Here is a 26,326-nt window from a genome sequence, read left to right as displayed (position 1 = left end):
CCCCCCCCCCCCCCCCCCCCCCCCCCCCCCCCCCCCCCCCCCCCCCCCCCCCCCCCCCCCCCCCCCCCCCCCCCCCCCCCCCCCCCCCCCCCCCCCCCCCCCCCCCCCCCCCCCCCCCCCCACCCCCACCTCCGTGCTGTCGTCGGCAGCGTCAGATGTGTATAAGAGACAGGGAACGTACTTCCGGATCGCTGCTGCAGCCCAGGAACAAGCGCTGATGACCTAGTCCGCGCAGGATTTCCATCATCTGGCGCAACAGCGCCTTGCCCACCCCCAGCCCCTCGTACTCAGGCAATAAGGCCAGCACCACGATCTCGCCACTCATTGCGTCACCAAAGCAATAACCGACGATACCGCCATCCACCTCAGCCACCACGCCTGGCAGCTCGCCCACGCGCACGCTTTGCGCCCAGCTTTCACGCGTGATGCCCAATTCGTTCAGCGTGGATTCGGAAATGGCATTCTCACGGGTCTGACCGCGAATGACGATGCAGGTGGTGATGTCTCCCGGATGAGCAGGGCGGTAGCTAATGGCTCTCATAATTTCCCAAAGAACATAATTGATGTCAGATTCTGACCCAGCTTACCTCCAGATGGTTCATACAAAGCAAAAGGCGGAAGTTATAAAACCAGCCGCCTTTCAGAACCTAAAAAATGAGATGCCATTCAAAAAATCAATCAATTCAAGCAGTTCAGCGTCTCCTGAAAGAAATCCTCAGAACCCCCTCCCGATAGACAAACCCTCGACAATCCTTTTGTATTCCACGATGGCATCTCTGGAAGATTTGGCTCGGAGCGTCTGATCGTTCACATAGCCTTTTTTCAACAAGCTCTTTCCTCGCCAGACATTGGCATAGAATCCATAAATCGAAGATACGAGAAGACCCAACACCAAACCCAAAAAGGGATGAAACTCCAAAAAGCCATTGAGAAGAATGGCTAGCAACACACCGACCGCCCCTTGCCAATATAGGCGATGAAAAAATGCCCAAGCTCCGCCAAAGAAAAAGGCGAACCAGTTCATGCCCTCTTTTAGGGCTACAATTGATTTCCCGTTAACCGAGTACAGTTTCCAACTATGCATGCTCCCCCCCAAGATAACCATCCATCCAATCTCTCATAATACAACTGCGGGATTGACCAGGCTCAAATACTTCTGACTTCGTAACCGCGCTCCCGCAAGACTTTCACCCACTCCGCCATGGCGATCTCCACCAGCGCCGGCTGGCCAGCAAAACCAAACTCGATATGCATCTGCGGAATCGCCTCATTGCCGAAATTGGGCAGACTGGACAATTTGAGCGAAGGGTAGCGGGTAGTGAAATCCTGCATCAGCCCGATCAAATCGCCCTCTTTCGCAGCGATGGCGATGCAAGTCATTTCGATATCGGGCTGATCGTTGAACAGCTGGCGATAATGGGTATCCAGCACCCACTCGATCATGGGCCAGGCCATGCTGGGGAAGCCGGGCACAAAGTGGACGTGGCCGCAGGAAAAACCGGGAATCTGATTGACGGGATTGGGAATGATGGCCGCGCCCTGCGGAAAGTGGCCCATGTGGATGCGGTGCGGATAGGCTTCGTCGCCGAAGCGCGCTTCCAGCAGCGCCTTGGCTTCCGGGTGCAGCGCCAGCGGCACGCCCAGCGCGCGGGCGGCGCAGGCGCGGGTATGGTCGTCCGGGGTGGCGCCGATGCCGCCGAAGCTGAACACTAAATCGCTGCCGGCGAAAGCGCGGCGCAGGGCGGATTCGATGCGGGCCGGATCATCGCCCAGGTACTCGGCCCAGGCCAGCTTCATGCCGCGCGCGGCGAGAATGCGGATCAGCGCCTGCATGTGTTTGTCCTGGCGTTTGCCGGACAGCAATTCGTCGCCGATGATCAGTGCGCCCACTTGCATGTTTTGCTCCTTTTAGCGTCCGCCGTCTTCCAGCATGCGCCGGCAGACGGCATAGCAGTCGTCGATATGGCTGTTGCCGACATAGCGCATGGCGGCGAAGCCGATGGCGGCATTGGCCGCCCAGCCGAGCACCGGCACCAGCTTCAGCGCTTGTTTGCCGGCCCAGCGTCCGGCGGCTCGCTTGACCAGCGCAGCCAGCAGCGTCCGCGTCACCTCCAGCCCCAAAAGCGCGCTGCCGGCGCGGCGGATCAGCTGGTACAACATCTGCTTGCGCGCCGCGTCGTAAGCGGCAATCTGCTCCGGCGCCACGCCAAAGCGCTGGTTGATGGCCGGAATCAGCTGCAGCAGGATGGCCACATCGGCGGCAACATCCACGCCGGGCGCCGGCAAGGCCGACGCGCCGGCCGACAGCGCGGCGCGTTGCCTCACCAAGGCGCGGCATTCCTCGCGGATGGCATCCAGCTGCGCCAGGCTGGCGGGCAGCATATCAGTGCGCCTCACCCACCTGCGGGCCAACCAGCGCATCCTGCGGCATCGTCAGCTGCCTCACCACGGCCTGAGCGGCGGCGAAGTCGGCACTGGCGATCACTTGCCGCCAGCTCTGCGCGCTGCTCTTGGCCGCCATGCGTTCCAGGCGCGCCGCCAGCTTGGGTTGCGGCGGCGGCGCAAGCTGAGCCAGCATTCTGTCGGCCTCTTCCGGCTGGTTGCACACCAGGACCATGTCGCAACCGGCATCCAGCGCCGCATCGGCGCGTTGCACATAGCTGCCGGCTCCGGCCGCGCCGGCCATGTCCAGCGCATCGGAGAAGATCACGCCGTCGAAGCCCAGCTTGCCGCGCAGGATATCCTGCAGCCAGACGCGGGAGAAGCCGGCCGGCTGGCTGTCCACCGCCGGATACAACACATGGGCCGGCATCACCGCCCCCATGCCGGCATCGGCCAGACGCGCGAAGGGGATCAGATCGTCGCGCTCGATCTCGGCCAGGCTGCGATCGTCCTGCGGCATCAGGTGGTGGCTGTCTCCGGTCACATAACCATGGCCGGGGTAATGCTTGCCGCAACTCATCATGCCGCCGCGTCCCAGGCCCTGCTGCAGCGCCTCGGCCAGCGCCGCCACGGCCTCCGGATCGCGGTGGAAAGAACGGTTGCCGATGACGGCGCAACGCTCCCAGTTCAGATCCAGCACCGGGGTGAAGGACAAGTCGATGCCGCAGGCCGACAGCTCGGCCGCCAGCACATAGCCGACGGTTTCCGCCAGTTTGAGCGCCTGATCGCGGTCGGCATCCCAGGCTTCGCCCAGCACATTCATCGGCGGCAGGCGGGTGAAACCATCGAGGAAGCGCTGCACGCGGCCGCCTTCGTGGTCGACGGCGATCAGCAGATGCGGGCTGCGCAAGGCGCGGATCTCGGCGGTCAGCGCGCGCAGCTGCTCGATATCTTGGAAATTGCGGCGGAACAGGATGACGCCGCCCACCAGCGGATGGCTGAGCCGAGCGCGTTCCTGCTCGGTGAGCGCGAAGCCGGCGATGTCCACCATCACCGGGCCGCGCGGAAGGTTCAATGGGGTCTGAGTCATGGTTTTATCCTCGACCGTTGCGGGAGGCATGGATTGCCAACCCAAGTATTGCAAAGACAAGGCGGGAGCGCCGCTCGTTCCCGCTACGATTCCAGCACGACAAAAGCCAGCGCGTGGCCGCGCTCATCGCTGATCGACACATGCATGCGCGCGACGCCGCGCGCGGCGGCGAAGGCGGCCAGCTCGTCGGACAGCGCCAGCAAGGGCTTGCCCTGCGCGTCATGGCAGACGCCTATCGCCGTCAGCAAGGCCGGCGCCACCACGCCGGTGCCCAAGGCCTTGGCGAACGCCTCCTTGACGGCGAAGCGCTTGGCCAGGAAGCGCGCCGGCTCGGCGTGCGCTTCGAATTCCGCTTGCTCGATTTCCGTCAGGATGCGCCGCCCGGCCTTGGCGCCCCAACGCTGGAAGAGCGCTTCCATGCGGGCGATTTCGACCAGATCGGTGCCGATGCCGTAAATCATTACAGCCCCTGGCGGCCTTCTATCATCAGCGTCTTCATTTCGCGCACCGCTTGCGGGAAGCCGACAAACAAGGCGTGGGCGACGATGGCGTGGCCGATGTTCAGTTCGGCGATCTGCGGGATGGCGGCGATCGGCTTGACGTTGTGGTAGTTCAGGCCGTGGCCGGCGTTGACCACCAGCCCCAAGCTGGCGCCGAACTCGGCGGCTTCGCGGATGCGGACCAGTTCGGCCTCGCGCTCGGCCGCATGCAGGGCATCGGCGTAGGCGCCGGTGTGCAGCTCGATCACGCGCGCGCCAGCGTCGTAGGCTTTCTGGATTTGCTCGCGGTCCGGATCGATGAAGATGGAGACGCGGATGCCGGCTTCGCTCAATTTAGCCGTGTAGTGGCCGACGTCGGCGTAATGGCCGCGCACATCCAGGCCGCCTTCGGTGGTGACTTCCTCGCGCTTTTCCGGCACCAGGCAGACATCTTCCGGCGCGACTGCCAGCGCGTGCGCCAGCATTTCCGGCGTCATCGCCATTTCCAGGTTCATCCGGGTTTTCAGCACCGGACGCATGGCCTTGACGTCGGCGTCCTGGATATGGCGGCGATCTTCGCGCAGGTGCAGGGTGATCAGGTCGGCGCCACTGGATTCGGCCACCAGGGCGGCCTCCACCGGGCTGGGGTAGCGGGTGCCGCGCGCTTGGCGCAGCGTGGCGACGTGATCGATGTTTACGCCCAACAGAATCATTTGCTTCTCCCTTTTTCGCCGTCTAGTCCGACAGGGACTGGATGGCCTGCAATAATTCGCGCGACGCCAGCGGCTCCTCGCCCAGCAACGCCCCCAGCCACACCCGGCTGAGCTGGCGCGCTTGGCCGCGCACCGCCGGATCGCTGTAGTCGTCGGCGTCAATCGCCAACAGCGCCGCGCCGGAAAGCCGCGCCACGCGGCCGATCAGCGCCAGCTCAGGATGATCGTCCGGCTCCGGCAGCGCCGCGTCGCGGCACAGGTAATGGCGATCGGCGGCGACGTCCGCGCCGTGGCTGTCCCGCGCCAGCGACGGCGCGTAGCCCAGCACCTGGGCCAGTTTCAACTCATAACGGCGCAGCACCGGCGCCAGCGATGACTGGACGGCCAGATCGCGCACCGCCGAGTCGTAAACGGAAAAAGCCCGCGGCTCGGGATCATCCCGCGCCGTGAGCTTCATCATCAATTCATTCAGGTAAAAGCCGCAAACCAGCGGCAAGCCGGTCAGCGGCCGCACGCCGCCATCCCAATCCGCGCCATGCAGCGTGCGCAACTCGCCCTTGCCGAACCACGAGAGCGTCAGCGGCTGAAACGGCAGCAGCACCCCGCGCAAATCGGAGCGCGGGCGCCGCGCGCCGCGCGCCACCAGGCTGAAACGGCCATGATCGCGCGTCAGCACTTCCAGCAGCAGGCTGGTCTCGCGGTACGGCTGGGTATGCAGGATATAGGCCGACTGCTTGTCCACCCGCCCCGGCTGGCTCATGCGCGGCTATCCTCCGGCAAACGGCGGCTGACGACAAAATCGAACTCGCCGGCGCCGCGCCCCAAGCGCTGCAGAACCAACTGCTCCACCCTGCCGCGCCAGGCGGCGATGGCGTCGACGCTATCCCAATACGTGAGCTGCTCCACCGCATCGCCGCCCAGGCAGCCCGGCTGCGCCGTGGCCAAGCGCAGCGCGCACAGAGACAGCCCGGCCAGCGCCGGCGTGTCGGCGGTAAGCCGCACCGTCCAGCAAGGCTGAAACGGCGGGTGTTCCAACGGCTTCATCAGTCCAGACCGAACTCGCGCAGGAAGCGGACGTCATCGGCCCAGCCGGACTTCACCTTCACCCATACCTGCAGGAACACCTTGCCGTCGAACAGCTTTTCCATGTCCAGACGCGCTTCGGTGGAAATTTTCTTCAGCTTCTCGCCGCCCCTGCCGATCACGATGGGCTTCTGATGCTCCTTGTCCACCAGCACCGCGATGTGGATGCGGCGCAGCGCGCCGTCCATCTCGAACATCTCCACTTCGACGTTCATTTCGTACGGCAGCTCTTCGCCCAGATAGCGGAACAGCTTCTCGCGGACAATCTCGGCCGCCAGGAAACGCTCGTTCTTGTCGGTGATCATGTCTTCCGGATACAGCGGCATCGACTCCGGCAGATGCGGGCGCACTTGGTCCAGCAGCTCGGCCAGGCGCTGGCCGTGCTTGGCGCTGACCACTTCCACGCCGGCGAATTCGAACTCGGCGCACACCTCGTCGATGAAGGCCTGCAGCGCCAGCTTGTCCTTGGCCTTGTCCAGCTTGTTCACCACCAGGATGACCGGCGTTTTCTTGGGCAGCAGCGCCATCACTTCGCGGTCGGCGGCGGTGAAGCGCATCGCTTCCAGCAGGAACAGCACGCAATCGACGCTGCCGAGCGAATCCTTGACGCTCTTGTTCAGCGCCTCGTTCAGCGCGCCCTTGTGGTAGGTCTGGAAGCCCGGCGTGTCGACGAACACGAACTGCGCCGCGTCCTCGGTATGGATGCCGGTGACGCGGTGGCGCGTGGTCTGCGACTTCTTGGACGTGATGCTGATCTTCTGGCCGATCAAGTGGTTCATCAACGTGGACTTGCCCACGTTGGGACGGCCGACGATGGCGACAAAGCCGCAGTGGAATGGGGTGTGGGTCATGTTCGTTTCTTGCTTGCTGCGAGTTTCTGTTCCAGCAGGTTGATCGCCGCTTCGGCGGCCTGTTGCTCGGCGGCGCGGCGGCTGCCGCCTTCGCCGGTGGCGATCAGGGCCACTTCGCCCAGATCGCACTCCACCTTGAACCATTGTTCATGCGCCTCGCCGCTTTGCGACAGGATGCGGTACTTCGGCAACGCCAGCTTGCGCGCCTGCAGCGCTTCCTGCAAGCGGGTCTTGGCGTCCTTGGCCTGGCGCGTGGTGTCGATGGTGGCCACGCGCTGCGCGTACAGCTTGCGCACCACCAGCTCGGCGGCGGCGAAATCCGCGTCGAAGCTGACGGCGGCGAACGTGGCTTCCAGCGCGTCGGCCAGGATGGACGGACGGTTGAAGCCGCCGCTTTTCAGCTCGCCCTCGCCCAGGTACAGGTAGTCGCCCAGCTTCAATTCATGGGCGATCTCGGCCAGCGTGTTCTGGTTGACCAGATTGGCGCGCAACCGGGACAGCTCGCCCTCGGTCAACTGCGGAAACTGGTCGAACAACATGCGGGCCACGGTGTAATTGAGGATGCTGTCGCCGACGAACTCGAAGCGTTCATTATTGGCGCTGCCGTAGCTGCGGTGCGTCAAGGCCTGGCGCAGCAATTCCGGCGTCTTGAAGGAATAGTCCAGCGCCTGGGACAGGCGCCGGAATCGATTATCGGTGTGGGTCACGGTATGGTTATTGAACAGCAGGCGGTTGGCCTGCCTGGGTATCGAAATGGAATAGCAGACTGACATTGGCGAACAGCGGCACCTCGCGCTGATACTGCGCGCGCAGGAAGTTGCCGCTACTGCCGGCCACCACCGTCAAGTTATCGCCCTTGATCGCGGTGATGTCGGCAACGGCCGCCTTCTGGTCAAACTCATGCCGCAGCGTGTACTCGCCGGCATTGGTTTCGGCGGACAGGGTCTGCAACGTATTCTTGATATTGGCGAATTCGGTGTAGACCGGCACGATCTTGAACACCAGCAACAAGGCGGCGCCGGCCAGGGCGACACACAACAGCACGGCGATGCCAGACAAGCCCCTCTGTTTTTTCATGCGAATCTCCCGCTGCGGCCAGCGCGGCCTGTAGCTTATTGAATTTTGCTGCCGATGCGCGACAGGTTGCCGAAGTTCATCCAGATCATGAAGGCCTTGCCGACCATCAGATCATCCTTGACGAAGCCCCAGTAGCGGCCGTCGGAACTGTTGTCGCGGTTGTCGCCCATCATGAAGTAATTGCCCTGCGGCACTTTGCAGACAAAGCCATCGTCATCGTAGCGGCAATTGTCGCGGTACGGGAAGTCCTGCACCTGGCTCAGCGCCACCACAGGCGTGCCCGCATTATTCAGCACCTTGTAGTGCTTGCCGTTCTGGCTTTCACGGAACTGATCGGCCGTAATCTGTTGCAGGCCCAACTCCTTTTCCAGGTAATCGTAGGTGCCGTCCTGCACATCGGTCAGCGGCTTGCCGTTGACGGTCAGGCGCTTGTTGCGGTACTCGACGGTATCGCCCGGCAGGCCGATCACGCGCTTGATGTAATTGATCTTGGGATTCGGCGGGTAGTTGAACACCACCACGTCGCCGTGCTGCACCTGCCCGACCGGGATCAATACATTATTGAGGACCGGCACGCGAATGCCATAGGCGAATTTATTGACCAGGATGAAGTCGCCGACGACCAGGCCCGGCCGCATCGAGCTGGACGGAATCTGGAACGGCTCCACCAGGAAAGAGCGCAGCACGAACACCACCAGGATCACCGGGAAGAAGCCGCGGGAATAATCCACGAAATGGCCGGCCTCGGCGCCGCTGGCGGCGCGCTTCTTGGCCAGCAGCCACTTGTCCAGCGCCCACACCACGCCGGTGATCAGCACAAACACCAGCATCACGGCGGTGAAGCTCATGTAGTTGGAGAGGAAGCCGAAGCCGCCGATCACCAGCGCCAGATAGCCCCACTGCACGGACTGCGGCCAATCGGCCGCCCCTTCCTGCTTCTTGCCGCCCAGCACGATCAGCATGGCGCCGATCGCTGCCAGGGCGACGAATACCCAGTACAAGTTTCCGCCCACTTATTTGTCCCCTACTTGAAGAATGGCAAGGAAAGCCTCTTGCGGGATTTCCACGTTGCCGACCTGTTTCATGCGTTTCTTGCCGGCTTTTTGCTTTTCCAACAGTTTCTTCTTACGCGTGATGTCGCCGCCATAGCACTTGGCCAGCACGTTCTTGCGCAGCGCCTTGACGGTTTCGCGGGCGATGATGTGGCCGCCGATGGCCGCCTGCACCGCGATGTCGAACATCTGGCGCGGGATCAGTTCGCGCATCTTGGACACCAGCTCGCGGCCGCGGTACACGCTGGAAGCGCGGTGCACGATCAGAGACAACGCGTCCACCTTCTCGCCGTTGACCAGCACGTCCAGCTTGACCAGATCGGCGCTCTGGAATTCCTTGAACTCGTAGTCCAGCGAGGCGTAGCCGCGGCTGGTGGACTTCAGCTTGTCGAAGAAGTCCATCACCACTTCGTTCATCGGCAGGTCGTAGGTCAGCATCACCTGGCGGCCCATATACTGCATATTGCGCTGCACGCCGCGCTTCTGGTTGCACAGGGTCATCACCGCGCCGACATAATCCTGCGGCACCAGGATGGTGGAGGTGATGATGGGTTCGCGCAACTCGTCGTACTTGCCGGCTTCCGGCATGCGCGACGGGTTGGACACCACTTCAACCGTGCCGTCCTTCATCACCACTTCGTAATTCACCGTGGGGGCGGTGGTGATCAAGTCCATGTCGAACTCGCGCTCCAGCCGCTCCTGCACGATTTCCAGGTGCAAGAGGCCAAGGAAGCCGCAGCGGAAGCCGAAGCCCAGCGCCTGCGACACTTCCGGCTCGTACTTCAGCGAGGCGTCGTTCAACTGCAGTTTTTCCAGCGCGTCGCGCAGCGCTTCGTAATCGTGGCTTTCCACCGGATACAGGCCGGCGAACACTTGGGACTGCACGTCCTTGAAGCCCGGCAGCGCCTCGGTGGCCGGATTGCTCACCAGGGTGATGGTATCGCCCACCTTGGCCGATTTCAGCTCCTTGATGCCGGCGATGACAAAGCCGACTTCGCCCGCGTTCAGGCTGGGGCGCTGCACCGACTTCGGCGTGAACACGCCCACCTGTTCGCACAGATGCTCGGCGCCGGTGGCCATGAACTTGATCTTGTCCTTGGGCTTCAGCGAGCCGTCGATGACCCGCACCAGCATCACCACGCCGACATAGTTGTCGAACCAGGAGTCGACGATCAGCGCCTTCAGCGGGCCGTCCGGATTGCCCTGCGGCGGCGGAATCTTGTTGACCACCTCTTCCAGGATGTCTTCGATACCGATGCCGGACTTGGCCGAGGCGCGCACCGCGTCTACGGCTTCAATGCCGATGATGTCCTCGATCTCCTGGGAGATGCGTTCGGGGTCGGCGGCCGGCAAGTCGATCTTGTTCAGCACCGGCACCACTTCCACGCCCAGTTCGATGGCGGTGTAGCAGTTGGCCACGGTCTGGGCTTCCACGCCCTGCGAGGCGTCCACCACCAAGAGCGCGCCTTCGCAGGCGGACAGCGAGCGCGACACTTCATAGCTGAAGTCCACGTGTCCCGGGGTGTCGATCAGGTTCAGATGGTAGACCTCGCCATTGCGGGCCTTGTACTGCAAGGCGGCAGTCTGCGCCTTGATGGTGATGCCGCGTTCCTTCTCGATATCCATCGAGTCGAGCACCTGGGCGCTCATTTCGCGCAGCTCGAGGCCGCCGCAGAATTGAATGAAACGGTCGGCCAGGGTGGACTTACCATGGTCGATATGGGCAATGATCGAAAAATTTCGGATGTTCTTCATCGGTTTCCAGCAAAAGAGAAGGGCACGCAAGCGTGCCCGGGGCTGCTGACGGATGGCCCTTCCGGGGGACCCGCTCGGGTCCGACGGCTGCCGGAAGCCGATCAGCAAGCGGGGGCGCGTCCTGCGCGCCCCCGGTTTGACTCACACTGGCGCGGATTTTAGCCGATTTCGCTCAAGTGTGCAGCCAACTTCGTCGCATCGAGATGCCAGTGGCAGATTTCGGTCTCGCCATCCATCAGCACCGGCACCAGCTCATTGAAGCGGGCCTCCAGCGCCGGATCGGCATCGACATCCAGCACTTCCAGCTCAAAGCCGTGGCGCTCGCGCCAGGGCGCAAGCTCCGCCAGCATCTGATGGCACAGGCTGCAGTATTCGCGGAAGTAAAGCGTCAGCTTCACTGCGCGTCGCCCACAGTCAGCGGCACAAACTGCACCTGACCCTGGCGCATCACCTGCAATGCCACCGTGCCGCCCTTCTTCACTTGCTCCAGCGCCTTCTTCAACTGGGCGAAGCTCTGCAGCGGCTCGCTGCCGACGCCGACGATGACGTCGCCGGGCTGAATGCCGGCGCGCATCGCCACGCCGTTGGCCGCGCGCACCAGCAGGCCATAGTCGATGCCGGCCTGCTTCAGCTGCATCGGCGTCAATTCCTGCAGTCGCAGGCCTATCTGCGCCAGGCTCTGCTCACCCTGCGCGCCAGGCTTGCGGTATTCGCGCTGGGCGATGCGGGAGTCCTCTTCCTTCAACTCCTCCGGCACCACGCGCACGCTCGCCGGCGCGCGGTTGCGCCAGATATCCAGCGCCAGCGGCTTGCCAGGCGGCATATCGCTGATCAGGCGCTGCAGATCGCCGCCGGAATTCACTTCCTGGCCATTGACCTTGACGATGATGTCGCCAGCCTTCAGCCCCGCTTTCTGCGCCGGGCCTTTCGGATCCAGCGCATTGATCAGCGCGCCGCTGGGCTTGGCCAGGCCAAACGAGGCCGCCAGCTCCTTGCTCAGCTCCTGAATCACCACGCCGATGCGGCTGCGGGTCACCTTGCCCTTTGCCTTCAGCTGATCCGCCACATTCATCGCGGTATCGATCGGAATGGCGAAAGAGATGCCCATGAAGCCGCCGGAACGGCTATAGATCTGCGAATTGACGCCGATCACCTCGCCCCTCATGTTGAACAGCGGGCCGCCGGAGTTGCCGGGATTGACCGCGGCGTCGGTCTGGATGAACTGCACCGCGCTTTCGTCCGGCAGCATGCGGTTCTTGCCGGAAACGATGCCCGATGTAGCGGTGTTTTCAAAGCCGAACGGCGAGCCGATGGCCAGCACCCACTGTCCCACCTTCACATCCTTGGCATTCCCGAGGCGGGCCACCGGCAGGTTGGCGGCTTCGATCTTCAGCAAGGCCACGTCGGAACGGGCATCGGAGCCGATGACCTTGGCCTGGAATTCGCGCTTGTCGGTCAATTTGACGGTGATCTTGTCGGCGCGCGCCACCACATGGGCATTGGTCAGCACGTAACCGTCAGCGGAGATGATGAAGCCGGAGCCGAGCGAGCTTTCCTGGCGTTCCTGCATGCGCGGCGGCGCGAAACGGCGGAAAAACTCGAAGAACGGGTCGCCCTCCATGCCTTCCGGCAAACCGGACGACACTTCCTTGACCGTGGACGTGGTGCTGATATTGACCACGGCCTTGCCTTCGGTTTCAACAATGGCGCTGAAATCCGGCAGATCCGCCGCCATGGCGACGGGAACCGCGGCAGTCAGCACCGATGCCGCCAGCATGGCGGAAACGATCAGCTTTTTGATCGACATGTGCGCTCCATCTTTTTGCTGTGTTGTGGATTGAATACGCCGGCGAGCGCCGGCTATTGAAACGAACAGACAGGAAATACAAGCCTGGCGGCCGGCATCACCCCTCCTCTATTCTCATCGACGCGGAAGAACAACCGCGCCGGTCACTGCGGGCCACTCTCCCGCCGCCAGCGGAAAAGTGGCCAATCCCAATCATCTTGCCCGGCTCACTCGCTCTTGGCATTGAGATGCATGCCCTTGAGCAGCGCCATCATCGCCGTTTGCGGCATATCGCCCACCGCCGTCAGCTGCATATCGCCCTGATAGCTGGTAGCCATATTGATTGCGCCGTGCAGATTGCCCACCCGCTCCATCCGCGCGTTTTCCGGCGGCGGCGGCTCGACGAACACCGACAGCATCACCAGCCCGTCGGACAGCACCAGATGACGCACCGGCTTGGCTCCCGTGCCAGGCAACACCCGTTCCGCCGAGCGCAACAAGCGGAAGCCCTGCGGCAAACCGGTGATTTCATTTTGCGAAATCGACGGATCCGCGCCCGTCGGCGCCTTGGACGAACGCAGCAGGAACTTCTGCGGCAGCTTGGCGCGGTAGGCCCGCTTATCCTTGACGCCGGCCAGCTCTATCTCGGTGAAGGTGAATTGCTCCACCGAGTCGCCGCGCGGCGACAGGGTGATCATCTTCAAGGGCAGATAGGTGGTCGGCTCGACGCACATGCGCATGGTGTAGCGCTGCGGATCGCGCGGCTGCAGATCCAGCCACTGGCAGTCTCGCTGCGCCACCCGATCCGTGCCGGTGCGCTTGAGCACATAGGAGCGGGCAATATCGTCGACATCGTCAGGCAGCAAGGCCGGGAACAGCCGCATCGCGCTGATCTTGCAGGCCATCAGCGCGCGCTTGTCCTGCGCGTAGCAAGTCAGCTCGCCGCCGTTCCTCACCACCTCGCGCGGCGGACCGTCCAGCGAAGTACGCTTCTCGCGGACATTGTCCCCCGGCCCCTGGCGCACCAGGCGGAAGGTTTCCAGCATGCCATTCATCTGATGCAGATAGGTGCCGTCCAAAGCCTGCTGCCGGCTGGCATTGCCAACCTTGCGCAACAGCTGCATGTCATCCTCGGCGTGGGCCGCACAGGCGGCCCCGAACATCAACACACCAATCAGGGGTACGACACGCATCAGTGGCGAACTCCGTTTCCGTAAGATACGCGCATCACACCTTGATCCGCGGTCACTTCCTGGTGAGCCAGCACATACGGGTCATCCTGCTCAAGCTGAGCCGGCTGAGCCATCTGCACCGGCACGCCGCGATCGGCGATCACGGATGGCGAGGCCTGACGATGGCTGAGCTGCTGCCAGCCCACCACCGCGGCGAAGCTGACGCTGGCGGCCAGCGCCACGGCGCCCGCCGTTCTAGCGCGCTGCGGCCGCATCCAGCGGCGCGGAGCCAGCACGGTCGGCTCCGCCGCCAGGCGCTCGGCCACCTTGGCGCGCACGTCGAGCGAGGCCAGCCGATTGGCGCGCATCGCATCGCCGATCAGATGATATTGTTCCCAGGCCGCATCCAGGTCTTTGTCGTCGGCGATCGAGGCAATGGCCTTATTGACCAGGGGCTCGTCCAGTTCGCCGTCAATCAGCGCGGAAATCGTTTCTTTCATACTTACCACCTTCTGTTCTTGGCCGTATCCAGCAGAGGCCGCAGTTCAGCAGCAATCGCCTCGCGAGCGCGGAAAATCCGCGAACGCACAGTGCCTATCGGACAATCCATCACCGTAGCGATCTCGTCGTAGGACAGCCCCTCCATTTCCCTGAGGGTAATGGCGGTACGCAACTCCTCCGGCAAGGCTTCCACGGCGGCATTGACCGTTGCCAGAATTTCCTTGTTCATCAGCTCGGTTTCGGGCGTGTTCATGTCCGGGATCTGCGACGCCATGTCGAAGCTCTCGCCGTCCTCGTCCTCGATCTCGCTGTTCACCACCGGGCGTCGCCCGTTGGCGCTGAGGAAATTCTTGGCCGTATTGATGCCTATCCTGTACAGCCACGTGTAAAACGCGCTCTCACCTCGGAAAGACGGCAAAGCACGATACGCTTTGATAAAAGCTTCCTGCGTCACATCCTCGATGTCCGAACCGTCGCGGATAAACCGCGACAACAGCCTGGCGAGACGTCGCTGATACTTGGCAACAAGCAGATCGAAAGCTCTTTTTTCACCTCGCTGGGCACGTTCCACCAACTGTTGATCGATATCCCGATCACTCATGTCGTTGTTATGCTCCCTGGTTTGCCCACTGTTCTATGTGGTCGTTACGTGGACTGTGATCTAGACCACAGGCTTCGCCTTGAGTTCCCAATATCGAGGACGATGCGAAACATATCATCCCCGCGGCAAAACTTGAACATCCAAATGTCAACTATTGCCAGTATTTTCTAGAGCCTTTACACTCCAACCAAGCACTTGCTTGAATGACAGGCAGCTAACCCATATCCACCGTCAGGAGCATCCAATGAGCACTCCCGGGCAGCGTTTCCGCCAGGCCGTGGCCACCGAAAAACCGTTGCAAGTGGTGGGCGCAATCAACGCCTATGCTGCACGTTTGGCCGAACACTCAGGTTTCAAGGCCTTATACCTGTCCGGCGGCGGCGTCGCCGCGGCATCCTGCGGCATTCCGGACCTTGGCATCACCACGCTGGAAGACGTGCTGATCGACGCTCGCCGCATCACCGACGTCACCGACCTGCCGCTGCTGGTCGACATCGACACCGGCTGGGGCGGCGCCTTCAACATCGCCCGCGCGGTGCGCAGCCTGGAGAAAGCCGGCGTGGCGGCCGTTCACATTGAAGATCAGGTTCTGCAAAAGCGCTGCGGCCACCGCCCCAATAAGGCGATCGTGCCGCAGGATGAGATGGTGGACCGCATCAAGGCCGCCACCGACGCCCGCCGCGACGACAGCTTCGTCATCATGGCCCGCACCGACGCCCTGGCGGTGGAGGGTTTGGACGCCGCCATCGAACGCGCCGTCGCCTGCGTGGAAGCCGGCGCCGACATGATCTTCCCGGAAGCGATGACCGATCTGGCCATGTACAAGCGCTTCGCCGAGGCGGTGAAAGTGCCGGTGCTGGCCAACATCACCGAGTTTGGCGCCACCCCGTTGTACACCACGGACGAACTGGCCGCCAATGGCGTCGGCCTAGTGCTGTACCCGCTATCGGCCTTCCGCGCCATGAGCCAGGCCGCGCTGGAAGTATACGGCGCGATCCGCCGCGACGGCACGCAACAGGCCGTGCTGGACAAGATGCAAACCCGGGTGCAGCTGTACGACCACCTGGGTTACCACGAATACGAAAAGAAACTGGACCAGCTATTCGCCGCCGGCAAGCAATAAAAACACGCAAAGCAACGGCAACGCCCCAAGTCTGACAAAGGAGAAGTGGCATGACTGAAGTGGTACTAACCGGCAAACCGAAGAAATCCGTGGCGCTGTCCGGCGTGGCCGCCGGCAACACCGCGCTGTGCACCGTAGGCCGCAGCGGCAACGACCTGCACTATCGCGGCTATGACATCCTGGACATCGCCGGCCATTGCGAATTCGAGGAAGTGGCCTACCTGCTGGTGCACGGCAAGCTGCCGAACAAGGCGGAACTGACCGGCTACAAGAAGAAGCTGAAATCGCTGCGCGGCCTGCCAGCCTCGGTCAAGGCCGTGCTGGAAGCGCTGCCGGCCAGCGCCCATCCGATGGATGTGATGCGCAGCGGCGCCTCGGCGCTGGGTTGCGCGCTGCCGGAGAAGGATGACCACAACCTGGCCGGCGCGCGAGACATCGCCGACCGCCTGATGGCCTCTTTCGGCTCCATCCTGCTCTACTGGTATCACTACAGCCACAACGGCAAGCGCATCGAGGTGGAAACCGACGACGACAGCACAGGCGGCCACTTCCTGCACCTGCTGCACGGCGTCAAGCCGTCCTACGAGTGGGTGCGCGCGATGCACACCTCGCTGAACCTCTACGCCGAACACGAATTCAACGCCTCCACCTTCACCGCCCGCGTCATCGCCGGCACCGGCTCCGACATGTACAGCGCCATCACCGGCGCCATCGGCGCGCTGCGCGGCCCCAAACACGGCGGCGCCAACGAAGTGGCGTTTGAAATCCAGCAGCGCTATGAAAATCCGGACGAAGCGGAAGCCGACATCCGCGCCCGCGTCGAGAAGAAAGAAGTGGTGATCGGCTTCGGCCACCCCGTTTATACGATTTCCGACCCGCGCAACAAGGTCATCAAGGAAGTGGCGCGCCAGCTGTCCAAGAGCAACAGCGACATGAAGATGTTCGATATCGCCGAGCGCCTGGAAAGCGTGATGTGGGACGTCAAGAAGATGTTCCCGAATCTGGACTGGTTCTCGGCCGTCAGCTACCACGCGATGGGCGTGCCCACCGCCATGTTCACCCCGCTGTTCGTGATCTCCCGCACCAGCGGCTGGGCAGCCCACGTGATTGAGCAGCGCCAGGACGGCAAGATCATCCGCCCGTCGGCCAATTACATCGGGCCGGAGGATCAGGTTTTCATTCCGTTGGAAAAACGCTGAGCTTCTCGCCACGAGACCCACTGAAAGACGAAGACGCATTTCCAAATACCTAGGCCGTGAAGACGCAGGGCTCTTGTGGATTTCGTGGGTTTCGTGGCCAACTGGATTTACTTGTGGGATTTTAATGAACACCGCCTACCGCACCGCCCTGCCCGGCACCGGGCTAGACTACTTCGACGCCCGCGCCGCCGTGGAAGCCATCCAGCCCGGCACCTGGGACAAGCTGCCCTATACCGGCCACATCCACGCAGAGAACCTGGTCCGCCGCTGCGATCCGGCCATGCTGACCGAATGCCTGGAACAAATCGTCCATCGCAAGCGCGAGCGCGACTTCCCCTGGTTCCCCGCGCGCGTGGTCTGCCATGACATCCTCGGCCAGACCGCGCTGGTGGACCTGGCCGGCCTGCGCGACGCCATCGCCGACCAGGGCGGCGACCCGGCCCAGGTCAACCCGGTGGTGCCGGTGCAGTTGATCGTCGACCACTCGCTGGCGGTGGAATGCGGCGGCTTCGACCCAGACGCGTTCCAGAAGAACCGCGACATCGAAGATCGCCGCAACGAGGACCGTTTCCATTTCATCGAGTGGACCAAGACCGCCTTCGACAATGTCGACGTGATTCCGGCCGGCAATGGCATCATGCACCAGATCAATCTGGAGAAGATGAGCCCAGTGATCCACAACGACCACGGCGTCGCCTACCCGGACACCTGCGTCGGCACCGACAGCCACACCCCGCACGTGGACGCGCTGGGCGTGATCGCCGTAGGCGTCGGCGGCCTGGAAGCCGAGAACGTGATGCTGGGCCGCGCCTCGTGGATGCGGCTGCCGGACATCGTCGGCGTGGAGCTGAGCGGCAAACCTGGCTCCGGCATCACCGCCACCGACGTGGTGCTGGCGCTGACCGAATTCCTGCGCCAACAAAAAGTCGTCGGCGCGTATCTGGAGTTCTACGGCGAAGGCGCGGCCGCGCTGACGCTGGGCGACCGCGCCACCATTTCCAATATGGCGCCGGAGTACGGCGCGACGGCGGCGCTGTTCTTCATCGACCAACAGACGATCGATTACCTGAAACTGACCGGCCGCAGCGACGAGCAGGTGAAGCTGGTGGAAACCTACGCCAAGACCGCCGGCTTGTGGGCGGACAGTCTCAAAACCGCCGAATACGAGCGCGTGCTGAAGTTTGATCTCTCAACCGTCACCCGCACCCTGGCCGGCCCATCGAATCCGCACAAACGGCTGCCGGTAGCCGACCTGGCCGAACGCGGCATCGCGGTCAACTTGCCCGAGGCGCGCGCGCAGGAAGCCCAAGGCCTGCTGCCGGACGGCGCGGTCATCATCGCCGCCATCACCAGTTGCACCAACACCAGCAACCCGCGCAACGTGATCGCCGCCGGCCTGTTGGCGCGCAATGCCAACAAGCTGGGCCTGGTGCGCAAACCGTGGGTCAAGTCTTCGCTCGCGCCCGGCTCCAAGGCCGTGGAACTGTATCTGAAGGAAGCCGGCCTGCTGTCCGAACTGGAAAAGCTCGGCTTTGGCATCGTCGCCTTCGCCTGCACCACCTGCAATGGCATGTCCGGCGCGCTGGATGCGAAAATCCAGCAGGAAATCATAGCCCGCGACCTGTACGCCACGGCAGTGCTGTCCGGCAACCGCAACTTTGACGGCCGCATCCATCCCTACGCCAAGCAGGCCTTCCTCGCCTCGCCGCCGCTGGTGATTGCCTACGCCATCGCCGGCACCATCCGCTTCGACATCGAAAAAGACGTATTGGGCGTGGTAGAGGGCAAGGAAATCCGTCTGAAAGACATCTGGCCGTCCGATGCCGAAATCGACGCCGTGCTGAAGCAGGCTGTCAAACCGGAACAGTTCCGCCAGGTCTACGAGCCGATGTTCGCCATCCGCCAGGACAGCGGCGAGAAGGTCAGCCCGCTGTACGCCTGGCGGCCGCAAAGCACGTATATCCGCCGCCCGCCGTACTGGGAAGGCGCGCTGGCCGGCGCGCGCACGCTGAAGGGCATGCGGCCGCTGGCCTTGCTGCCGGACAACATCACCACCGACCACCTGTCGCCGTCCAACGCCATCCTGGCCAGCTCCGCCGCCGGCGAATACCTGGCCAAGATGGGCCTGCCGGAAGAGGACTTCAACTCCTACGCCACCCACCGCGGCGACCACCTGACCGCGCAGCGCGCCACCTTCGCCAACCCGCAGCTGGTCAACGAAATGGCGGTGGTGGAAGGCGAGGTGAAGAAAGGCTCGCTGGCCCGGGTGGAACCGGAAGGCAAAGTCATGCGGATGTGGGAGGCCATTGAAACCTATATGGAACGCAAGCAGCCCCTGATCATCATCGCCGGGGCCGACTACGGCCAGGGCAGCTCTCGCGACTGGGCGGCCAAGGGCGTGCGTCTGGCAGGCGTCGAAGCCATCGTCGCCGAGGGTTTCGAGCGCATCCACCGGACTAACTTGATTGGAATGGGCGTGCTGCCGCTGGAATTCAAACCCGGCGTCAACCGAAAAACGCTGGGCCTGGACGGCACCGAAACCTACGATGTGATCGGCCGGCGCCAGCCGCGCGCCGACCTGACGCTGCTCATCCATCGCAAAAACGGCGAAACCACGCAGGTGGCCGTGACCTGTAGGCTGGATACGGCGGAAGAAGTGTCGATTTACGAGGCCGGCGGCGTGCTACAGCGCTTTGCTCAGGATTTTCTGGAAGCGGCGCGCGTCTGACAGCGGATACAACAGGATAAATACATGACTGACTCCAAACAAATCCGCATCCCCGCCACCTATATGCGCGGCGGCACCAGCAAGGGCGTATTCTTCCGGCTGCAAGACCTGCCGGAGGCGGCCCGCCAGCCCGGCGCGGCGCGCGACCGGCTGCTGCTGCGCGTCATCGGCAGCCCGGACCCGTACGGCAAGCAGATAGACGGCATGGGCGGCGCCACGTCCAGCACCAGCAAGACCGTCATCGTATCCAAGTCGACACGGAAAGATCACGATGTCGATTATCTGTTCGGCCAGGTCAGCATCGATCAAGCCTTTGTCGACTGGACCGGCAACTGCGGCAACCTGTCCGCCGCGGTCGGGCCGTTCGCCATCGCCAGCGGCCTGATCGACCCGGCGCGCATTCCCGACAACGGCTTCTGCACCGTGCGCATCTGGCAGGCCAATATCGGCAAGACCATCATCGCGCATGTGCCGATCACCCGCGGCCAGGTGCAGGAAACCGGCAACTTTGAACTCGATGGCGTCACCTTCCCCGCCGCCGAGGTGCAGCTGGAATTTCTCGACCCCGCCGACGAGGGGGAAGGCGAAGGCGGAGCCATGTTCCCCACCGGCAAGCTGGTGGACCAACTGGACGTGCCAGGCGTGGGCAACTTCCCGGCCACGCTGATCAATGCCGGCATCCCCACCATCTTCGTCAACGCAGCCGACATCGGCTACACCGGCACGGAATTGCAAGATGCCATCAATGCCGATCCCGCCGCGCTGACGCGCTTTGAAACCATACGCGCCTATGGCGCGCTGAAGATGGGACTGATCCAGGACCTGGACCAGATCGCCAGCCGCCAGCACACGCCCAAGATCGCCTTCGTGGCGCCGCCGGCAGACTACACCGCATCCAGCGGCAAGCGGGTCAAAGCCACGGACATCGACGTGCTGGCGCGCGCCATGTCCATGGGCAAGCTGCACCACGCGATGATGGGCACCGCCGCCGTGGCCATCGGCACCGCCGCCGCCGTGCCCGGCACCCTGGTGAATCTGGCCGCAGGCGGTTGCAAACGCCAGGCCGTCCGTTTCGGCCACCCGTCCGGCACCCTGCGCGTGGGGGCGGAAGCCAAATTGGTAAACGGAGAATGGACCGTGACCAAGGCCATCATGAGCCGCAGCGCCCGCGTCTTGATGGAGGGCTGGGTTCGCGTGCCCGCGGACACAATATAAGAGCCGCGAACAAAACCCCTGACCCTGCGTTGCGCCTCCTTGCCATACGAATTGTACTGTCTGCGTCGGCGCGCCTTGGCTCAGGTGCTCTCATGAGGTTTTGTTCGCGACTCTAAACACACGCCACCGAAAAAGGGATGCCAAGGCATCCCTTTTTCTCTTTCCCCTGTCCGCCCGGCCTGCCGCTGACAATTTCTGGCGCCATCCATGAGATAATGCCGTCAGGCATTCACGCGAGCCGTGCGCATCCCGGCATCATCCGGCCCGCCGACGCGTCATGCCCGCCCTGTCATCACCCGGAAAACCAAGCCCATGGACAATACCGCCCCCATCCTGACGTCTTCATCCGACTGGCACTGGAGCCCCACTCCCTATCCCGGCGCAGATTTCGTCTGGCTGCGCAGAAATCCAGACGGAGGCGGATCGGCGTTGCTGAAGCTGGCCAAAGGGGCGAAGCTGCCCTTGCACCAGCACCCTGGCACGGAGCAAGTGTTCGTAACCGCCGGCAAACTGAAGGTGGGCGAGCATGTGCTGAACAAGGGCGACCACCTGTTCATCGACGCCAATGTCCCGCACGCGGTGGAAGCGCTGCAGGCCACCGTGTATCTGACCCTGTCGGAGACCGATGGCGTGGAGCTGCTGGAGCAAGAGCCGGCCTAAGGCCGACCTGTCATTACGGCTTGATCGCCACCTTCAACACGCCATCTCGCTGATGGGAGAACAAGTCGTAGGCTTCGACGATCTGGTCCAGCTCGTAGCGGTGCGTGACCAGCGGCGACAGATCCAGCCGCTGGCTTTCCAGCACATTCAACAGCCGCCGCATGCGTTCCTTGCCGCCGGGGCACAGCGAGGACACGATGCGCTTGTCGCCCAGGCCGGCATTGAACGCGTCCAGCGGAATCTTCAGATCGGTGGAATAAACCCCCAGGCTGGACAGCGTGCCGCCCGGCTTCAGCACGCGCAACGCCGACTCGAACGTACCTTGGGTGCCCAGGGCTTCGATCGACGCATCCACGCCGCGGCCGCCGGTCAGCTTCATGATTTCCGCAATCACATCCACCTGATGGAAATTCAGCGCCACATCCGCGCCTAGCTGGCGCGATATGCCCAGCCGCTCGTCCAGGCCATCCACCGCGATGATGCAAGACGCGCCGCGCAAACGCGCGCCAGCCACCGCGCACAAGCCTATCGGCCCCTGCGCGAACACCACCACGATGTCGCCGATCCGGATATTGGCCGCCTCCGCACCGGCAAAACCGGTGGACATGATGTCGGGACACATCAGCACCTGCTCGTCGCTGAGCCCGTCCGGGATCGGCGCCAGATTCGCCTGGGCGTCCGGCACCAGCACGTACTCGGCCTGGGTGCCGTCTATGGTGTTGCCGAAGCGCCAGCCGCCCATGGGCTTGTAGCCATGGCATTCGCAACCGCCGTCCTGCGCCGGATGGCCGTCCTGACATCCATAGGAGGTGAAGCTCGGGCAGATCGCCCCCGCGATCACCCGCTGTCCTTCTCGATAACCTTTGACGTTGGCGCCCAGCTTCTCGATCACGCCCACTGGCTCATGGCCTATGGTCAAGCCGGATGCCACCGGGTACTCGCCTTTCAGAATGTGCACATCGGTGCCGCAAATGGTGGTGGTGGTGATTTTCACCAAGGCATCGCCGGGGCCAACCGCCGGAATCGCTTTTTCCCGCAGTTCTATCCTGCCTGGCGCGACGAATACCGTTGCCTTCATGCTGCTCATGGCCTGTCTCCCGCATTGTTGGCGGTTGCGGCGCAGGATGGCGCCGCAACCCATGCTTCAATACAGTAGACCTATTCGCCGGCCGCAAGCGCGCCGCCAGATCGAATGGCCAGTCCCTGACACAGGTCAAGCAGCCAGTGGCTTCGGCCCTAATTGCCGCCAAACACGGCTTTGACCTGCTGCAGATACTGGAAGCCGCCCATCTCGGTCGGTTCGATGAACGAGCCTTCGCCGTACTCGTTCCAGCAGCAAATCACGGCGTACTTGTGAGCCTGCCACGGCCCGCCATCCATCAGCGCCTTGGCAGCCTGCAGGTGCTGGCGGAACTGCTCCGGCGTGCTTTCGGAATGGTCGTGCTGCGGATAGCCGGTCGTGCCGCCCCATGGCTGCTTGTCCCACCCTGAGGTGGTGGGCACGATCAGCGGCAAGTTGCCCTTCTGCGCGAACCCCTGCCAGTGTGCCCGATAGCCCTGATCCAGCTCGTCATAGCTGTAGGATAGGTGGGGGTCGGCCGGTCCCTGCTGATAGTTGTAGGTGGAGAAGGCGCCATAGCCATCCGCTTTGGCAGTGCTGGAGATGAACGGCGTGGTGGCGCCGGTGCCGGCGACAAACTGGATGCTGGCGCCGCCGGCCTCGGCGACGATGGACTGCGCTCGCGCCAGCAGCGCCTGGCTGGTCTGCCCGAAGGTCTTGGCTTGGCTCTCCAGCATATCGGCGGAGAACACGAAGACCACGGGATGCCCATCCATTTTCAAGAATTCCGGACGGGAAAAGTAGTTAGCCTCCCAGTAGCGGATCATGCCATCCCAGTCGCTCAAACTGGCCGGAAACTTGCTGTGATTGGCCCACAGCAACGAAAACTTCACATTGCTGCGCTCCGGCGCGCGCAGATAGGCTTGAAGCGCATGATCCAGATACACCGTGTTGCCCGGCGGCCCCATATACCAGTCAAAAGCCACAAAGGTGATGCCGTAAGCCGCCATCCAGTCCAGCTGCTGCCGCATCACCGCGTCGTCGCCTTCGTGATACCAGCCCAGCAGCGGCTTGCGCTCCGGATACGGTTTGATCGGGTCCCAGGGATGCATGGAGGGCGAGCCCGGCGTGTTGTCGCGCCATCCGGGAAAGTAATACACCCCCAGCTGATAGGAGCCGGCTGCGGCCTGCCCGGCGCACACGGCGAACAACAGCGCCGCCAAAACATGGCGGCCATGACGGTGGATGGCTTTGAACACAAATACACTCCTAAAAAGTCGCGCGGACATGGGCGCCGGATCAGGTGAAATTCATATTTCATTATCAGGCAAACACAAACAGCACATCGTCAATGATTGCTGTTATGGCCCCGCGAACGGAAATGTTGTCGGTTTGATGTAACAACTGGTTTACATGATGTCGTTCCGCGTAAAATATCTCCACATAAAATAATTTCGCTGGATGACAATCATGAACAAGCCGATGCTCTACGCGTTTGCCGCTATCGCCATGTGGGCTTCCGTGGCCACGCTCAGCGCGCTCACCCACAGCTTGCCGCCCTTCTTCGTCGCCGGCGTGGGCCTGATCCTGGGCAGCTTGCTGACCGTGCGCCGCGCCGGAGAATGGAAAGTGCCGCTTAAAGTGTTCGCCAACGGCGTGTACGGCATCTTCGGTTTTTACTTTTTCCTATTTAACGCCTACCGCCTGGCGCCGGTGATGGAAGCCACCGTGCTCAGTTACGTCTGGCCGCTGCTGATGGTGCTGCTGTCGCCGCTGCTGCTGCCAAACACCCGCCTCGGCGCCAATCACATTCTGGGCAGCCTGATCGGCTTTGCCGGCGCGGCGCTGATCGTCACCGGCGGCAAGTTGTCCCTGTCTATGGATGCCCTGCCCGGCTATCTGATGGCGCTGGGCGCCGCCGTGGTATGGGCCACCTACAGCCTGTTCACCCGCCGCCTGCCGGCCAGTTCCGACAACGCCGTCGGCGGTTTCTGCCTGGCCTCCGGCATGCTGGCCCTGGGCTTGCATTTCGCCACCGAACCGGCCGCCCACCCCACCGCCATGCAATGGCTGATCATCGCGGTGCTGGGCTTGCTGCCCATGGGCGCCGCCTTCCTATGCTGGAACCGCGCCATGCAACTGGGAGACCCGCGCCAGACCGGCGCGCTAGGCAACACCACCCCGCTGCTGTCCACGCTGCTGCTGGTGGCATCCGGCCAGGCTGCGCTCAACGGCAGCTCCGCCATCGCCATCGCCATGATCGTGGGCGGCGCGGCGCTGGGCACGTTGCCGGCGGAGCGGCTGCGTCTGCCCTGGAGTCTGCCGCGCCGCGCCTGAGCCATAGGCCGGGCTCGCCGCTTCGACCCGCGGGCTATAATCGCCGCTCCCACTCCAGGAGAACTGCCATGAAGCCCGCCCTCTTTCTGACGCTGCTCGCGGCCAGCCACGTCGCGCTGGCCGCGGACGACAACTGCAAAAACGCCATGACGACGCTGGAGATCAACGACTGCATGCAAAAGCAGTTTGAAGGCGCGGACAAGCGGTTGAACCTGCGTTATCAGGAATTGCTGCAGAAGCTGCGCCTGAACGATAACAGCGCGGCGGCGGACAAGGACAAGCCCTCCTCCCTGCTGGCGCAGGCCCAGCGCAAATGGATAGCCTTCCGCGACGCGGACTGCGACGCCAAGTACCAGATCTACATAGCCGGCACCATACGCAATGCTGTCTTTCTGGGTTGCAAGATCGAGCGCACCGAACAGCGCATCAAGGAGCTGGACCCCGCCCTCTGGTAAGCCCTCGGGTTTGCGGCCACGCGCCCGAGGAGTATCATTTCCGCCTATCTTCAGACAAAACAAAAAAGGGGCTGACATGGCAAGATACTGGGGACGGGTGCTGACCGCGATGGTCACGCCGTTTGACGCGACGGGGCGCTTGAATCTGGGCATGGCATGCCAGTTGGCGCGCCACCTGGCCGACAACGGCAGCGACGGCCTGGTGCTGGCCGCCACTACCGGCGAGGCCCCCACGCTCTCCGAGGCCGAGCGCTTCGACCTGATCCGCGCCGTCAGCGAAACCGTGACCATCCCGGTGCTGGCGGGCACCGGCAGCAACGACACCCGCCACGCGCTGGAAATGACGGCCAAGGCGGAAGCCGCCGGCGCCGCCGGCGTGTTTTTGGTTTCCCCGTATTACAACCGGCCGCCGCAAGCCGGCATCGAAGCGCACTTCCGCGCGCTGGCCGCCGCAACCCGCTTGCCGGTGATGCTGTACGACGTGCCCTGCCGCACCGGCCGCCGCATCGGCCACGACGTGCTGATCCGCCTGTTCCGCGAGGTGGACAATATCGTCGCCTTCAAGGACGCCACCGGCGACCCGGCCGCCGCGGCCCGCTTGGTGGCCGAAGCCGGCGATCATTTTGAGCTCTACTCCGGCGACGACGCGCTGACGCTGCCGCTGCTGGCCGTCGGCGCCGTCGGCGTGGTCGGCACTTCCAGCCACTGGACCGGCCCGGAGTTCGCCGCCATGATCGCCGCCTTCGAGCAAGGCGAGGTGGCCCGCGCCCGCTCCATCAACGCCGCGCTGCAACCCTCTTTCGCCTTCGCCAATACCGAGGACTCGGTGTTCTCGATGTCGGTCAAGGCCATGCTGCGCAGCCAAGGCCTGGCTGTTGGAGAATGCCGCTTGCCGCTGCCGCCCGCGCCAGCCGGCGTCGAAGAACGCGCCGCCCAGGTATGGGATGAACTGCAGGCCTGGCGAGCGATGCAGCGCTAAGCCGCGCCAATCATGCAAAAAGGAGACC

At 63.3% G+C, this 26,326-nt stretch carries 28 protein-coding genes; 8 read left to right on the top strand and 20 right to left on the bottom strand.

Annotation, left to right across the window (positions count from 1 at the left end):
• Window positions 1-715 precede the first annotated feature (715 nt).
• From JHD59_RS14880 to rpoE, 18 genes are all read right to left on the bottom strand, one after another.
• Window positions 716-1,084, bottom strand: coding sequence for a DUF2628 domain-containing protein (locus JHD59_RS14880; RefSeq protein ID WP_255408118.1), 369 nt, complete (start codon window positions 1,082-1,084; stop codon window positions 716-718).
• 62 nt (window positions 1,085-1,146) lie between these two features.
• Window positions 1,147-1,896 (bottom strand): molybdopterin-binding protein, encoded by a 750-nt coding sequence (locus tag JHD59_RS14875; protein WP_103321458.1) that lies wholly within the window; start codon window positions 1,894-1,896, stop codon window positions 1,147-1,149.
• 12 nt (window positions 1,897-1,908) lie between these two features.
• Window positions 1,909-2,382, bottom strand: coding sequence for a hypothetical protein (locus JHD59_RS14870; protein ID WP_199154807.1), 474 nt, complete (start codon window positions 2,380-2,382; stop codon window positions 1,909-1,911).
• Window position 2,383: 1 nt separating this feature from the next.
• Window positions 2,384-3,472: a beta-N-acetylhexosaminidase gene (nagZ, locus tag JHD59_RS14865; protein WP_199154806.1), complete on the bottom strand. Its 1,089-nt coding sequence runs from the start codon at window positions 3,470-3,472 to the stop codon at window positions 2,384-2,386.
• An 83-nt stretch (window positions 3,473-3,555) separates the two neighbouring features.
• A complete protein-coding gene (gene acpS / locus JHD59_RS14860; RefSeq protein ID WP_199154805.1) occupies window positions 3,556-3,933 on the bottom strand; it encodes a holo-ACP synthase in 378 nt (125 codons plus the stop codon).
• Window positions 3,933-4,664, bottom strand: a complete 732-nt coding sequence (gene pdxJ / locus JHD59_RS14855) for a pyridoxine 5'-phosphate synthase (protein ID WP_199154804.1) — start codon at window positions 4,662-4,664, stop codon at window positions 3,933-3,935. Before pdxJ ends, acpS begins: the two co-directional genes overlap by 1 nt.
• A gap of 22 nt (window positions 4,665-4,686) precedes the next feature.
• Window positions 4,687-5,424, bottom strand: a complete 738-nt coding sequence (recO, locus tag JHD59_RS14850) for a DNA repair protein RecO (RefSeq protein ID WP_199154803.1) — start codon at window positions 5,422-5,424, stop codon at window positions 4,687-4,689.
• Window positions 5,421-5,708, bottom strand: a complete 288-nt coding sequence (locus JHD59_RS14845; protein WP_199154802.1) for a hypothetical protein — start codon at window positions 5,706-5,708, stop codon at window positions 5,421-5,423. Before JHD59_RS14845 ends, recO begins: the two co-directional genes overlap by 4 nt.
• Complete coding sequence (gene era / locus JHD59_RS14840; RefSeq protein WP_103321452.1) at window positions 5,708-6,598, bottom strand: GTPase Era; 891 nt, start codon at window positions 6,596-6,598, stop codon at window positions 5,708-5,710. The genes JHD59_RS14845 and era overlap by 1 nt, the downstream gene beginning before the upstream one ends.
• Window positions 6,595-7,305 (bottom strand): ribonuclease III, encoded by a 711-nt coding sequence (gene rnc / locus JHD59_RS14835; RefSeq protein ID WP_199154801.1) that lies wholly within the window; start codon window positions 7,303-7,305, stop codon window positions 6,595-6,597. Before rnc ends, era begins: the two co-directional genes overlap by 4 nt.
• Before the next feature lie 7 nt (window positions 7,306-7,312).
• Window positions 7,313-7,675, bottom strand: a complete 363-nt coding sequence (locus JHD59_RS14830; protein WP_071110434.1) for a DUF4845 domain-containing protein — start codon at window positions 7,673-7,675, stop codon at window positions 7,313-7,315.
• Between the two features lie 35 nt (window positions 7,676-7,710).
• On the bottom strand, window positions 7,711-8,688 hold the full coding sequence (lepB, locus tag JHD59_RS14825; protein WP_103321451.1) for a signal peptidase I: 978 nt from the start codon (window positions 8,686-8,688) through the stop codon (window positions 7,711-7,713).
• Window positions 8,689-10,482 carry a translation elongation factor 4 gene (gene lepA / locus JHD59_RS14820; RefSeq protein WP_199154800.1) on the bottom strand — a complete coding sequence of 598 codons (1,794 nt, stop codon included), beginning with the start codon at window positions 10,480-10,482 and terminating at the stop codon, window positions 8,689-8,691.
• Between the two features lie 158 nt (window positions 10,483-10,640).
• Window positions 10,641-10,880: a glutaredoxin family protein gene (locus tag JHD59_RS14815; protein ID WP_199154799.1), complete on the bottom strand. Its 240-nt coding sequence runs from the start codon at window positions 10,878-10,880 to the stop codon at window positions 10,641-10,643.
• Window positions 10,877-12,289 (bottom strand): DegQ family serine endoprotease, encoded by a 1,413-nt coding sequence (locus JHD59_RS14810; RefSeq protein ID WP_199154798.1) that lies wholly within the window; start codon window positions 12,287-12,289, stop codon window positions 10,877-10,879. Before JHD59_RS14810 ends, JHD59_RS14815 begins: the two co-directional genes overlap by 4 nt.
• Window positions 12,290-12,495: 206 nt before the next feature.
• Complete coding sequence (locus tag JHD59_RS14805; RefSeq protein ID WP_199154797.1) at window positions 12,496-13,461, bottom strand: MucB/RseB C-terminal domain-containing protein; 966 nt, start codon at window positions 13,459-13,461, stop codon at window positions 12,496-12,498.
• Window positions 13,461-13,940 carry a sigma-E factor negative regulatory protein gene (locus JHD59_RS14800; RefSeq protein WP_199154796.1) on the bottom strand — a complete coding sequence of 160 codons (480 nt, stop codon included), beginning with the start codon at window positions 13,938-13,940 and terminating at the stop codon, window positions 13,461-13,463. The genes JHD59_RS14805 and JHD59_RS14800 overlap by 1 nt, the downstream gene beginning before the upstream one ends.
• A 2-nt stretch (window positions 13,941-13,942) precedes the next feature.
• Window positions 13,943-14,542 (bottom strand): RNA polymerase sigma factor RpoE, encoded by a 600-nt coding sequence (gene rpoE, locus JHD59_RS14795; protein WP_043626269.1) that lies wholly within the window; start codon window positions 14,540-14,542, stop codon window positions 13,943-13,945.
• Window positions 14,543-14,786: 244 nt separating this feature from the next.
• Between rpoE and prpB the strand changes: the two genes are divergently transcribed.
• The 5 genes from prpB to JHD59_RS14770 all read left to right on the top strand — a co-directional run bounded on the left by prpB (window position 14,787) and on the right by JHD59_RS14770 (window position 21,467).
• Window positions 14,787-15,665 carry a methylisocitrate lyase gene (gene prpB, locus JHD59_RS14790; RefSeq protein ID WP_199154795.1) on the top strand — a complete coding sequence of 293 codons (879 nt, stop codon included), beginning with the start codon at window positions 14,787-14,789 and terminating at the stop codon, window positions 15,663-15,665.
• Between the two features lie 50 nt (window positions 15,666-15,715).
• Window positions 15,716-16,864 carry a 2-methylcitrate synthase gene (gene prpC, locus JHD59_RS14785; RefSeq protein ID WP_199154794.1) on the top strand — a complete coding sequence of 383 codons (1,149 nt, stop codon included), beginning with the start codon at window positions 15,716-15,718 and terminating at the stop codon, window positions 16,862-16,864.
• A gap of 124 nt (window positions 16,865-16,988) precedes the next feature.
• On the top strand, window positions 16,989-19,592 hold the full coding sequence (gene acnD, locus JHD59_RS14780) for a Fe/S-dependent 2-methylisocitrate dehydratase AcnD (RefSeq protein WP_199154793.1): 2,604 nt from the start codon (window positions 16,989-16,991) through the stop codon (window positions 19,590-19,592).
• 24 nt (window positions 19,593-19,616) lie between these two features.
• Window positions 19,617-20,807, top strand: coding sequence for a 2-methylaconitate cis-trans isomerase PrpF (gene prpF / locus JHD59_RS14775; protein ID WP_199154792.1), 1,191 nt, complete (start codon window positions 19,617-19,619; stop codon window positions 20,805-20,807).
• Window positions 20,808-21,119: 312 nt separating this feature from the next.
• Complete coding sequence (locus JHD59_RS14770; RefSeq protein ID WP_103320305.1) at window positions 21,120-21,467, top strand: cupin domain-containing protein; 348 nt, start codon at window positions 21,120-21,122, stop codon at window positions 21,465-21,467.
• Window positions 21,468-21,480: 13 nt separating this feature from the next.
• On the opposite strand, the gene JHD59_RS14765 is transcribed toward JHD59_RS14770, so the two are convergent.
• Together JHD59_RS14765 and JHD59_RS14760 are read right to left on the bottom strand one after the other, a co-directional pair.
• Window positions 21,481-22,554: an NAD(P)-dependent alcohol dehydrogenase gene (locus JHD59_RS14765; RefSeq protein WP_199154791.1), complete on the bottom strand. Its 1,074-nt coding sequence runs from the start codon at window positions 22,552-22,554 to the stop codon at window positions 21,481-21,483.
• A gap of 149 nt (window positions 22,555-22,703) precedes the next feature.
• Window positions 22,704-23,786, bottom strand: coding sequence for a glycoside hydrolase family 99-like domain-containing protein (locus tag JHD59_RS14760; protein ID WP_199154790.1), 1,083 nt, complete (start codon window positions 23,784-23,786; stop codon window positions 22,704-22,706).
• Window positions 23,787-23,997: 211 nt separating this feature from the next.
• Between JHD59_RS14760 and JHD59_RS14755 the strand changes: the two genes are divergently transcribed.
• From JHD59_RS14755 to dapA, 3 genes are all read left to right on the top strand, one after another.
• The gene (locus JHD59_RS14755) at window positions 23,998-24,864 is read left to right on the top strand and encodes a DMT family transporter (protein WP_199154789.1); all 867 of its coding nucleotides are present in this window, start codon (window positions 23,998-24,000) and stop codon (window positions 24,862-24,864) included.
• Between the two features lie 68 nt (window positions 24,865-24,932).
• Entirely contained in the window at window positions 24,933-25,319 is a 387-nt protein-coding gene (locus tag JHD59_RS14750) for a lysozyme inhibitor LprI family protein (protein WP_199154788.1), read from the top strand.
• A gap of 76 nt (window positions 25,320-25,395) precedes the next feature.
• Window positions 25,396-26,298 carry a 4-hydroxy-tetrahydrodipicolinate synthase gene (dapA, locus tag JHD59_RS14745; RefSeq protein ID WP_199154787.1) on the top strand — a complete coding sequence of 301 codons (903 nt, stop codon included), beginning with the start codon at window positions 25,396-25,398 and terminating at the stop codon, window positions 26,296-26,298.
• Window positions 26,299-26,326: the final 28 nt, after the last annotated feature.

It is taken from the genome of Chromobacterium sp. ASV23 (genome assembly GCF_016428945.1).
Taxonomy (GTDB): Bacteria; Pseudomonadota; Gammaproteobacteria; order Burkholderiales; family Chromobacteriaceae; genus Chromobacterium; species Chromobacterium sinusclupearum.
Note: the sequence above shows the minus strand (reverse complement) of the source record. Positions and strands in the feature narration are given on the sequence as shown.

Coding starts and splice junctions, on each gene's coding strand:
- JHD59_RS14880 (WP_255408118.1), bottom strand. CDS start 1,084: ATGCATAGTTGGAAACTGTACTCGGTTAACGGGAAATCAATTGTAGCC.
- JHD59_RS14875 (WP_103321458.1), bottom strand. CDS start 1,896: ATGCAAGTGGGCGCACTGATCATCGGCGACGAATTGCTGTCCGGCAAA.
- JHD59_RS14870 (WP_199154807.1), bottom strand. CDS start 2,382: ATGCTGCCCGCCAGCCTGGCGCAGCTGGATGCCATCCGCGAGGAATGC.
- nagZ (WP_199154806.1), bottom strand. CDS start 3,472: ATGACTCAGACCCCATTGAACCTTCCGCGCGGCCCGGTGATGGTGGAC.
- acpS (WP_199154805.1), bottom strand. CDS start 3,933: ATGATTTACGGCATCGGCACCGATCTGGTCGAAATCGCCCGCATGGAA.
- pdxJ (WP_199154804.1), bottom strand. CDS start 4,664: ATGATTCTGTTGGGCGTAAACATCGATCACGTCGCCACGCTGCGCCAA.
- recO (WP_199154803.1), bottom strand. CDS start 5,424: ATGAGCCAGCCGGGGCGGGTGGACAAGCAGTCGGCCTATATCCTGCAT.
- JHD59_RS14845 (WP_199154802.1), bottom strand. CDS start 5,708: ATGAAGCCGTTGGAACACCCGCCGTTTCAGCCTTGCTGGACGGTGCGG.
- era (WP_103321452.1), bottom strand. CDS start 6,598: ATGACCCACACCCCATTCCACTGCGGCTTTGTCGCCATCGTCGGCCGT.
- JHD59_RS14830 (WP_071110434.1), bottom strand. CDS start 7,675: ATGAAAAAACAGAGGGGCTTGTCTGGCATCGCCGTGCTGTTGTGTGTC.
- lepA (WP_199154800.1), bottom strand. CDS start 10,482: ATGAAGAACATCCGAAATTTTTCGATCATTGCCCATATCGACCATGGT.
- JHD59_RS14810 (WP_199154798.1), bottom strand. CDS start 12,289: ATGTCGATCAAAAAGCTGATCGTTTCCGCCATGCTGGCGGCATCGGTG.
- JHD59_RS14805 (WP_199154797.1), bottom strand. CDS start 13,461: ATGCGTGTCGTACCCCTGATTGGTGTGTTGATGTTCGGGGCCGCCTGT.
- JHD59_RS14800 (WP_199154796.1), bottom strand. CDS start 13,940: ATGAAAGAAACGATTTCCGCGCTGATTGACGGCGAACTGGACGAGCCC.
- rpoE (WP_043626269.1), bottom strand. CDS start 14,542: ATGAGTGATCGGGATATCGATCAACAGTTGGTGGAACGTGCCCAGCGA.
- prpB (WP_199154795.1), top strand. CDS start 14,787: ATGAGCACTCCCGGGCAGCGTTTCCGCCAGGCCGTGGCCACCGAAAAA.
- prpC (WP_199154794.1), top strand. CDS start 15,716: ATGACTGAAGTGGTACTAACCGGCAAACCGAAGAAATCCGTGGCGCTG.
- acnD (WP_199154793.1), top strand. CDS start 16,989: ATGAACACCGCCTACCGCACCGCCCTGCCCGGCACCGGGCTAGACTAC.
- prpF (WP_199154792.1), top strand. CDS start 19,617: ATGACTGACTCCAAACAAATCCGCATCCCCGCCACCTATATGCGCGGC.
- JHD59_RS14770 (WP_103320305.1), top strand. CDS start 21,120: ATGGACAATACCGCCCCCATCCTGACGTCTTCATCCGACTGGCACTGG.
- JHD59_RS14765 (WP_199154791.1), bottom strand. CDS start 22,554: ATGAGCAGCATGAAGGCAACGGTATTCGTCGCGCCAGGCAGGATAGAA.
- JHD59_RS14755 (WP_199154789.1), top strand. CDS start 23,998: ATGAACAAGCCGATGCTCTACGCGTTTGCCGCTATCGCCATGTGGGCT.
- JHD59_RS14750 (WP_199154788.1), top strand. CDS start 24,933: ATGAAGCCCGCCCTCTTTCTGACGCTGCTCGCGGCCAGCCACGTCGCG.
- dapA (WP_199154787.1), top strand. CDS start 25,396: ATGGCAAGATACTGGGGACGGGTGCTGACCGCGATGGTCACGCCGTTT.